Source organism: Novosphingobium sp. 11B, from assembly GCF_054589055.1.
The window spans coordinates 33274-41466 of the sequence record NZ_BAAILP010000137.1; the positions used below are offsets into that span (position 1 = coordinate 33274).

An 8193-nucleotide genomic window follows, 5' to 3' on the forward strand; every position below is an offset into this window, starting at 1 on the left:
CATGACCCGCCCATACGGACTTCCCACTTCCGCTTCCCGCTGGGCCGTCACGCGCAGTCCCACGAAGTAGGTCCCCGGCACCGCGAAAGCGTGAGTGACGCTCACTGCGGCGCTACCGTCCTTGCGGAACTCCAGAGCCGCAGGATCGCTGAAACTGCCCTTCCCCTCGAAATCCCACTCCCCGCCGACGATGCGGCCAGTACCTTCTGGAAGGCGGGCATCGGCGGTCAGGGTGACCGGCTTTCCGGCGGCGACCTCGGCGCGCAGGCCGCCATTGGCCCGCAGCGCGACCACCGGCTGAATGCCCAGCCGCGCCGCTGCCGTCGGCGGCACGATAACCTGTCCGTCCTTGATGGAATAAGCGGTGCTCGGCGCCGGTGCGATGCCCTTTTCCACCCAGGCGCTGACGTCGAGCAGCGCCTGCTGCAGCACGCCGGTGAAAGTCACCAGCTCGGCGCTGCCCTGACCTCCATGTTCGGCATGCTCGGTGAACCAGACCCGGAAGGCGTCGTCGGCTTTCTTGCCGAGGTGCTCGCCTACCTTGGTACGATACCAGTCCGCACCCCACGGCCATGCCGCAGTGTCCGAGAGATTTTCGACGAGAATGACCTTCGCCCCGATCCTGCCGGTGGGCACGGCGCCTGCCGCTCCGATGGCGAACTGGGGACCGAGCAGCTTGGGCCGCTGGGGTCCCAACGGTTTGCCATCCGGGCCGCGATACTGGTTCCAGGTGTAGAAGTCCGGGGTCGGGACCTGATGCCGGTGATAGGTCTGCGCGGCCAGCCAGTTCGAGTTGTCGATCTGCACTTCGTCCCCGGCGGCAAGCTTGGCGAGAACGGCCGGATCGTTGCTCTGCAGGACCACGATCTTCCCGTCGACGCGCTGCAGCCGCAGCAGGGCTCCCGCCGCTGCGCTGCTGTTGACCTTCAGGTCGGCCGCGCTGCCGAAGTCACGCTGCGGAACGGCGTCGAGTTCGATGGCGACCGGCAGTTCGCTGCCTCCCGGACCAAGGAGCGCCTGCCACGCAAGCTCCGCCGTGCCCCGGGCCTGACCCATCTGCGGTTTGAGCGTGATCCCTAGCCGGTTCGCATCGGCCGCCATGATCAGCCGCACGACCTTCGCCTTTTGCTGGATACGGGCGTCGCGCAAGGACTTGGGCGGATCGAACCCTTCGTAGCCGGGCTTGGTCCAGAAGTCCGTGAAGTAGGTCGGGTCGGCCGCGAGCATGCCCGGATAAAGCACCGGAAAAGCGCCGACATAGCCGCGGGCGAGAGCACGCAGCTCGGGCAAGGGATAACCGAAGTCCAGGATCTCCCGAAGCGCCGAACGCTGCTCGGCGTCCAGCCCCTTGTACGGGTCCCCCGTTCCACCGACGTCGAAGGCGTCGATGATGCCGGGCAGTTTGTCTCCCAGGACCCGATAGGCATAGAGCGGCGCGGTGAAATTGTACGGCGTCGCCATCGCCGAACCCATGACGAAGGGAACCGCCCCGTCCCAGATCCCGGCCGTGTTCTCGATGCTGCCTACGGTCCGATAGGCGCCGCCGCTGCCGCCCCAGATATAGCCGTAAGGGCGCTTGCTCCCGTACATCCTGGCGGCGACGACGCGGGAGAACTGCGCCGCAGCTGCGTTGGCCCGGTAGGCCCCGATGGTCGGGTCGGTCGCGTAAGCGGGGCCCGAGTTGGCGCTGGCTCCGCCGCCGTTGGTCTCGATGTAATAGCCGCCATGGTTGACCGCGAAACCGATGTTGCCTCCGCCATCGCGCGTGTCCTTCTGCGCGAGGTTCTCGCTGTCCGGCACCGGGGTGACGTATTCGAAGAAGCGTCCTTCGTACTTTTCCTTGGGCGGGAGGTAGAAGGAAAAACGCATGTCCGTGCCGGTGAAGCCGCCATGCACGTAACGGTGCCGCACCGGTGCATCACGCCACTCGTCGATGTCGACATAGGGTTTCGTGAAGAGAGGATCGGCGGTCGCACCCGGCGGAACAGCTTCGGGCCAGGCAATCGCCTCTGGCGTTGGCGATGCAGCTTCGCCCGGAATGGCACCGGCAGTCAAAAGCAGTCCGGTGACGATGCACATGGCCGTACCCCGACCGCATCGCGAACGAAACCTGGCTGAACGTACCATTATCTCTCCCTGCCGTGTTTTTGTTTCGATCCTCGGATAGTGTAAGCGTCAAGGCGGGGCGCAAAGCTGAACTGCATCGTCCACGCGAATAAACGGGTGCCCTCAGGCGCGGGGGACTATCCGATACTGATCGATGTAGCCGCGGAAATGGTAACGGAGGACTTTGCCCTTCGAATTTCGGGCGAGGTAAGCTCCATCGCCGGGCGAGCAGCCGGCGTCAGGGGTTCTCGTAGAAGCATCGCCAGCCGGGCATCTTGCCCGCTGCCGCAACAATATCCTCGGCGCGCATCTTCGAGCGTCTTCCGGGGTATTGTGCTCACAGCACCCACACTCGGAGAATCATGCAACGATTGGGCACACTTTATGGCAGATATTCGCATCATGACTGCGATATCCCTTACCTGAATCACAAAAAAGTATCCTGTATCTTGGTGTGCACATGCAATGAGACGAACTCGATCGGCAGGGCAACGAGGGACTATGGACATGGACCGATTTGGAATCGATTCTCAAACGGTGTTCGGAATGCCTCCCGGGGATCACATCGATCTGGCGGCACGACTTGGCTGCGGGCATATTTCCATTGGCCTTGGCCCTGTCCCCTGGCGGCTCCCACAATTCGCACCATGGTCGCTGCGCGATGGGCGATCCGCGCGGCTCGAGGTGGTGCAACGGGCCGGGGATAAAGGGATAAGCCTGTCGCTTGGCGAAGGGTTTGCGATCCGCCCGGGCTCTTCGGTCTCGGGACTAGACAAGGATCTCGACCTCATGGCCGAAATGGGTGTGGTCGCAGTCGGCACGGTGGCAATCGAAACGGACCCGGCACGCGCCATGGATGAATTGGCTATACTGGCATCGATGACACACGATCGCGGTCTCGGCCTCTATCTCGAATTTGCGCCTCCTCACGCCTTTCCCGGCCTTCAGCACGCTTTGGACGTACTGGACGCGCTGGGGTCGCCGCACGCCAAGCTGATCATCGACGCCATGCACCTGTTTCGCTGCGGCAATAGCGCGGAACAGGTCGTGCAGCTTGATCCCCAGCTTCTGGGACGCGTGCAGATGTCCGATGCGGCAATGGTAGGCCCCGGCAAGCCGTACATGGAAGAGGCGTGCTTCGAACGATCCCTTCCCGGCGAAGGGGAACTCCCCCTGAAGGCCCTCGCAGCTGCCCTTCCCCCGCATGTCCCGGTCTGTCTCGAAGCGCCAAACCGGATCGAGGCGCGGGATATCGCCAGCCTTGAAGACTACGCCGGGCGGGCGATGCGGCAGGTCCGTGCCCTGTTCTGAAACACGCGCACTGGACCGCCGCGCGCGTTCTGTGCTTGAGATGCATCCATGAGCATCGCCGCCAAAACCCGTACCCCCCTGGAAGTCGCCGCGGAACGCCTTCGCGAAATTTCGCTCGCCAGTCCGGAGGGCACGCTCCTCGGGAGCGAAGAGGCGCTCATCGTCCAACTCGGTTGTGCGCGCGCCACGGTACGTCAGGTCGCCCGCCTGCTGGAGCGAGAAGGCCTGCTGCGCGTGCGGCGCGGCATGAACGGCGGGTACTTCAGCGCACGCCCGGACGCCGACACGATCGAAGCGACCGTCAGCGCGTATCTCGAGACGCTCGACATGGAACCCAGCGACGTGACCGTGCTTGCCTCGGCGCTATGGGTGGAGGCGGTGCGCAAGGCCGCAAGCCGCGATCCTCAGGCGATCGAGCCGACATGCAGCCGCCTGAAGGAAAAGATCGCGGCGCTCAAGGATGAGGCCACCTTCGATGCGGTCAGGGTGCTCGAACGCGAGACGCAGGATGCGATCTTCGCGCTGGCGCAGAGCGAATACATCAAACTCATCTTCGATATCAACTCCGCCTTCTCCCGGCGCCGTTTCGCAGAGCCGATCGAGGACAACGACAGCGCCGAGCATCGCGTGTTCGTGCGCGAGTGGCGGAACGCGAAACTGCTCGAACTTACCGCGATTGGCCTCGGTGACGGCGAACTTGCGGTGCTCGGCGCGCAGCTGAGCCGAAAGATCTGGCATTCGCGCCTGAAGCGCCGCTTCGTCGCGCTAGCCGCTGATACGTCAGCGTCTAGCCGGCAACGCGGATAACGCGTAGCGGCGGGATGCAAATTAAGAACCCTTTATTCCGCCGCCGATCGATGATGAATCCAATGGGTTAGTGGCGAACACGCGATGAAATCTCGCTGCCTAGCCGCGCATATCGCTTGAGCGTTGTACAGACCCACTAAAAGAGGATACTTTTAGTGGACGGCCGCTGTCCTCGCCCCATACTGATCTCCCAAAGAAGAATCGCGCGCCGCGACAAGCGGGCACAAGGGAGAGGTTGCATATGACTGGAGAGCTCGTTTCCGCATCGGCCGAGTGGCGTCGCTACTGGCCGGTCGTGCTCGCCTCTTCGATCGGCTTCTCGTTCATGTCGTTCATGACCCCCGCCGCCGGGGTGTTCATGGACCCGCTGGCGCGCGACTTCGGATGGGACCGCACGCAGCTTTCGAGCGGCCTTGCCGCAGCTGCCCTGATTTCCATCGTGCTCTCGCCGTTCATCGGGGCATTGATCGACCGCAGCGGAGTGCGCCGCATCGCCTTGCCGGGCCTTGTGCTCACGACTGCGTCCATCTGCGCCTTCGCGCTGGCGTCGGGCTCGTTCGTGCAGTGGATCGTCTTGTGGCTGGTGTGGGGGGTGTTCGTCCTGTTCGTCCAGTCGACGCTCTGGTCCACCGCCGTGGCGGCCACTTTCACCAAGGGCCGCGGGCTGGCCCTTGGCATAACCATGTCAGGCACCGCGCTGGCGCAGGTCATCGCGCCGCCCCTCAGCAACTGGCTGATCACACATTTCGGCTGGCGGGAAGCATTCGTAATTCTGGGACTGGGCTGGGGCGGCGTTGCCTTCATCCTGTCCGTGCTGTTCCTCAGGGGCAAAAGTGCGGCCGCCACGCCCGGTGAACGCCGAGCCCAGAAACCGGCACCGGCCTCGGACGTGCCCGGCCTGACGATCGCGCAGGCCTGGCGCAGTGTCGCGCTCTGGAAGGTCGCGATCGCCACCTTCCTTATCCTGACCGCGACCATCGCCGTCGTGGTGCATCAGTTCCCCATTCTGGTCGAGGCCGGGGTCTCGCGCGAAAGTGCCGCCTGGCTCGTGAGCTTGTCCGGGATCGCCGGCGTTGCGGGCAAACTGATCACCGGAACCCTGGTCGATCGCTTTCATGCCCGCTGGATCGGCGGCCTGACCCTGGCGTCGACCGCTATCGCCTGGCCCCTGCTCATGGACGGGGTCGCCACTCCCGCGCTGGTTGTCGTGGGTATGATGATCAGCGGCTATGCGGCCGGCACGAAGATGCAGCTGTGCAGCTACCTGACCGCGCGCTACGCAGGCCTTCGCCATTACGGCGCGATCTTCGGCGTGATGACGAGCATGATCGCGCTGGCCTCGGCCATCGGCCCGCTTTCCGCCGGCGTGGCGCACGACGCCTTCGGCAGTTACTCCCCCCTTCTCCTCACCGGTGTCAGCATTTCGATCGTCAGTGGCCTGATCGTGCTCAGCCTCGGCGCTTATCCGGACTGGACGCCCGCCGTGTCCGACGATGGCGAAGGCGCCCCAGAATGAGCGGCGTTCCGGGCCGGATCCGGAGGCCCGACCTTCCGCTGGCGGTCGTCATCGGCGCCGGCGGGATGGGCTCGGCCGTAGCAAGGCGCATGGCGCAGACCCACCGCGTGCTGCTGGCCGACATCGATGGTGAGGCAGCCCGTGCACAGGCCGATGCACTCGCCCGTGACGGCGCGGATGTCCATCCGCTCGCATGCGATGTCACCGACACCGGCGCGGTCGCGGCACTCTCCTGCATGGCGGAGGGCCTGGGCGGGTTTCGCTCCCTTGTGCACGTTGCGGGCCTGTCGATCGCGGCCGACGATTTTGCGAAAATACTGGCGGTGAACCTGCGTGGACCAGCGCTGGTTGCGGCAGCGTTGCGGCCGCTCGCCCGGCCGGGTGCAAGCGCCATCCTCATCGCGTCGCTGGCCGCCCACAGCGTCCGTCCGTCACCAGCCTTGATCGAGGTCCTGGGAATGCCCGCCGCACCGGACCTCGCCGACCGCGTCGCCGGGGTACTGGGCGCCGAGAATGCCACGCCTGCGGCCGCCTACGCGCTCTCGAAGGTCGGCTTGCTCCAGATGGCACGGCGCGAGGCGGCGGACTGGGGCCGGGTCGGCGCGCGTATCGTGTCGCTGTCGCCCGGCCTTATCGCGACGCCCATGGGCGCGCTTGCCTATGAGAAGAGCGCGGGCAAGCGGGCAATGTTCGCACAGACCCCGTTGTCGCGCGAAGGCGCCATGTCGGAAATCACCGACGCCGTCGAATTCCTTGTTTCCGATCGCGCATCGTTCATCAGCGGGACCGATCTGCTCGTGGACGGCGGGCTTTCCGCCGCGCTCGGATATCCGCAGGGATAGCCGCTCTAAGCCACTCGTTTGCCGCATTTTCCGAGTCATCAGGTGATTCTACCTGATTAGAAAATGCTCTAGGCGCGATGCACGGCCGCATCGAGAAAGTCCGCGGCGGCCTCGTCAAGTACGAGACCCGGTCCGTTCACGCCAAGGCTTGCCCTCAGGAGGGCGACATCCTTGCGCAGGAGCGCCGCGCCGTGCTCGAAGTCCTCGGGACGCGAAAGTCGCGCATAGACCTCGAAGCCGAAGCTGCGGCCGCTGCTGCCCTTGATCAGCTCTGCCGCCGCCTTGCGGTCTATGCCGAGCGCCTCGCCTGCCGCGAGGGCGGCATGAGCCAGTCCCATGTTGGCCGCCATCAGCGAATTGTTCACGATCTTCGCGCGTTGCCCGGCTCCGGCAGCCCCGAGGTGCACCAGCAGCCCGGCGAATGCCTCGAAAACCGGCTTCGCCTTTGCGAAGGCTTCCTCCGCGCCGCCGCACATCACCGTCAGGGAGCCTGCCGCTGCCGCCCCGCCGCCGCCGCTGACAGGGGCATCGACAAATGCGATCCCGGCCGCTTCGCAGCGGCGCGCCAGGCGCTCGCAGCTTTCGGGCAGAATCGTGGAGTGGATCGCCAGCAGGCTGCCCGGTCGCATCGCGGGCAGCAATTGCTCGCAAATAGCGGCAACGCCGGCATCGTCGACCACACAGATACCCACGTGATCGGCCCAGGCGGCAAGTTCCGGCAAAGATGCCGCCGCCAGGGCGCCTTGCGCCACGAACGGGGCGAGCGCCTCCGGCCGCCGCGCCCAGACCGTCAGCGAGAAGCCTGCGGCGAGCATACGCTCGGCCATGGGCGCGCCCTGGCTGCCCAGGCCGACGAAGGCGGTCCGGATGGGCTGCGTGTTCATCATGCGTCCCACGGCAGACCTTCCCGGTGGTTCCTGATCATCGCCAGCACCGCGCCCTGGATCACGGAAGCCTTCGGCCACCCTGCATGGACGGCGTACTGCAGGACGAACTCCTGCAACTCGTCCGCGGTGCAGTTGCCGCTCGAAAGCGCCGCGTAGAAGTGCGTCTTGATCGGCGTCGCCGCGCAGCTTTCGGAGACACCGACCAGCGTGATCCATCGCCGCGAGCGTTGGTCCAGTGCGCCGCGCCTCCACATTTCCCCGAACACGAAATTGTCGATGCCCGCCTCGAAATACGGGGTCATCGGCGGCGGTCCCGGAAAGCCCATGACCGTGTTGAATTCGTCTATGCCGTCCCGCACGCGGAAATCCGGATCCCAGGGCTCGGCCCTGATCGCGTCGTATTCGCTGACCTGCTGCCCCAGCGCCATCGTCACGCGGGTGATCGCCCGATCCAGTTCCACGCCGCGCGACCACCCGGCATAGACGGCGAGGTGCAACGCCGCCTCTCGCAGCTCCGGCTGGGTCAGTTCACGGGTAACCAGAGCGCCGCGAATGTAATCCTCGACAAGATCGGCCGGGCCGTTGCTGCTGGCCGCGCTGGCGATCGAGATCAGGTAGCGGGCGCGCATCTCGAGGCCCGGCCGCGCCCAGATTTCCGCGAAGATGAAATCGCGCCAGCTCGCCTCGGTCGGCGTGGCCGGACCCTCGTGCTCGCGCGCGGTGG

Annotated in this window: 7 protein-coding genes; 4 read left to right on the forward strand and 3 right to left on the reverse strand. The window is 65.4% G+C overall.

Annotated elements, in window-relative coordinates; all coding sequences use genetic code 11:
- A partial coding sequence (locus ACYPYD_RS12645; RefSeq protein WP_459663455.1) for a PKD domain-containing protein occupies positions 1-2079 on the reverse strand: 2079 nt, incomplete at its 3' end.
- A gap of 528 nt (positions 2080-2607) precedes the next feature.
- On the opposite strand from ACYPYD_RS12645, the gene ACYPYD_RS12650 reads away from it, so the two are divergent.
- The 4 genes from ACYPYD_RS12650 (at position 2608) to ACYPYD_RS12665 (ending at position 6582) form a co-directional block, all read left to right on the forward strand.
- Positions 2608-3417, forward strand: coding sequence for a sugar phosphate isomerase/epimerase family protein (locus ACYPYD_RS12650; protein ID WP_459663457.1), 810 nt, complete (start codon positions 2608-2610; stop codon positions 3415-3417).
- 48 nt (positions 3418-3465) lie between these two features.
- On the forward strand, positions 3466-4224 hold the full coding sequence (locus ACYPYD_RS12655) for a hypothetical protein (protein WP_459663459.1): 759 nt from the start codon (positions 3466-3468) through the stop codon (positions 4222-4224).
- 241 nt (positions 4225-4465) lie between these two features.
- Positions 4466-5740 (forward strand): MFS transporter, encoded by a 1275-nt coding sequence (locus tag ACYPYD_RS12660; RefSeq protein ID WP_459663461.1) that lies wholly within the window; start codon positions 4466-4468, stop codon positions 5738-5740.
- Positions 5737-6582 (forward strand): SDR family oxidoreductase, encoded by an 846-nt coding sequence (locus ACYPYD_RS12665; RefSeq protein ID WP_459663463.1) that lies wholly within the window; start codon positions 5737-5739, stop codon positions 6580-6582. The genes ACYPYD_RS12660 and ACYPYD_RS12665 overlap by 4 nt, the downstream gene beginning before the upstream one ends.
- A 68-nt stretch (positions 6583-6650) precedes the next feature.
- Here ACYPYD_RS12665 and ACYPYD_RS12670 read toward each other — a convergent pair whose 3' ends face one another.
- Together ACYPYD_RS12670 and ACYPYD_RS12675 are read right to left on the reverse strand one after the other, a co-directional pair.
- Positions 6651-7466: an NAD(P)-dependent oxidoreductase gene (locus tag ACYPYD_RS12670; protein WP_459663465.1), complete on the reverse strand. Its 816-nt coding sequence runs from the start codon at positions 7464-7466 to the stop codon at positions 6651-6653.
- On the reverse strand, positions 7466-8193 hold a 728-nt coding region (locus ACYPYD_RS12675), incomplete at its 5' end, for a carboxymuconolactone decarboxylase family protein (protein WP_459663467.1). The genes ACYPYD_RS12675 and ACYPYD_RS12670, both read right to left, overlap by 1 nt.

What these genes read in the sequence shown, in the direction of transcription:
- ACYPYD_RS12650 (WP_459663457.1), top strand. Translation starts at nt 2,608, where the DNA reads ATGGACATGGACCGATTTGGAATCGATTCTCAAACGGTGTTCGGAATG.
- ACYPYD_RS12655 (WP_459663459.1), top strand. Translation starts at nt 3,466, where the DNA reads ATGAGCATCGCCGCCAAAACCCGTACCCCCCTGGAAGTCGCCGCGGAA.
- ACYPYD_RS12660 (WP_459663461.1), top strand. Translation starts at nt 4,466, where the DNA reads ATGACTGGAGAGCTCGTTTCCGCATCGGCCGAGTGGCGTCGCTACTGG.
- ACYPYD_RS12665 (WP_459663463.1), top strand. Translation starts at nt 5,737, where the DNA reads ATGAGCGGCGTTCCGGGCCGGATCCGGAGGCCCGACCTTCCGCTGGCG.
- ACYPYD_RS12670 (WP_459663465.1), bottom strand. Translation starts at nt 7,466, where the DNA reads ATGAACACGCAGCCCATCCGGACCGCCTTCGTCGGCCTGGGCAGCCAG.